Genomic DNA, 1,161 nt, shown 5'->3' with positions numbered 1-1,161 from the left:
CCCCTTTGATTGTGTTCACCTGCGGCGCCTGCCGGACCCCGAGGGTTCCAGCAGTGCCGTTCGACATCAGAACTTGATTCGGGCGGTCAAGTAGAACTGGCGGCCGTTCTTGTAGATGGCGCGCGGCTGCACTTCCGAGGCGTAGTACTTCAGCTTCGGGTCGTTCAGGTTCTGCGCATCCAGGCTGACGGCGAAGTTGTCGTTGATCTTGTAGCCCAGAGACGCCGACAGCACGCCGTTGCCCTTCTGGAAGTAGTCCGTGCCACGGTCGGTGCCGATGAAGATGTCATCGGTGTAGCTGTAGTTCACGCGAGCCGAGAAGTGGTCGTTCTCGAAGAAGCCGCCCAGGGTGAACGAGTTCTTCACATCGCCGCGCAGCACATGGCCGTCCTGGTCGTGACCGTCCGCGAAGGTGTAGTTCGCCGTCACGCCGAAGTTGTTGGCGATGGGCGTCTCGAACGCGAACTCCAGACCGGTGACGGAAGCCTTCTTGTTGGTCAGGCCGGTGATGACGAACTGACGGTTCACCAGTTGCTGCACGCCACCCTGCTGGTTGGTGTTGCCCAGCAGCACCGGGTAGGTGCTGGTGAACGTGCCGTTCGTGATGTAGCTGCCCATCTGCATGTGGAAGGCACCCATCGACACGAAGGCGCGCGGCGCGAAGTACCACTCGATGTTGGCATCGAAGTTGGTGGAGCGGATCGGCTTCAGGTCGGGGTTGCCGGCCGTGCCGCCACCGATGGCGTTGTTGTCCAGGAACATGCCCGTCGTGCTCAGCGACGTGAAGGCGGACAACGCCGTGTAGTCGGCGCGGGTCACCGTGCGGCTCACGGCCAGGCGGCCTACGACGTCGCGGCGGATGTCCACACGCACGCTGGCGCTGGGCAGCAGGTCGGTGTAGCTGCGGTCTGCGGAGGTGGCCGTGAAGTCACCGAATGCCGACGACACATCAGCCTTTTCACCCGGGAAGCTGGGGCGGAACGAACCCGAGGACTGCTTGGTGCGCACGGCGCGCAGACCGACGTTGCCGCTCCAGCCGTCGCCTTCCAGGTTGCCCTGCAGGTAGGCAGCGGTGGTGGTTTCCTTCACGCTGTATTCGCCGCCGTCCATGGGCGAGCGGCGGGCGATGGGATCGCGGTTGGTGACGCGGCTGTTGTACTC

The 1,161-nt window shown here is 63.7% G+C and carries 1 protein-coding gene; it reads right to left on the bottom strand.

Features of this window, described 5'->3' with window-relative positions; genetic code table 11:
• Window positions 1-66: 66 nt before the first annotated feature.
• The coding region (locus ACXJKR_RS33040) for a TonB-dependent receptor domain-containing protein (RefSeq protein ID WP_457326457.1) at window positions 67-1,161 on the bottom strand (1,095 nt) is incomplete at its 5' end.

The sequence above is a fragment of the Roseateles sp. P5_E11 genome (assembly GCF_054049355.1).
Note: the sequence above shows the minus strand (reverse complement) of the source record. Positions and strands in the feature narration are given on the sequence as shown.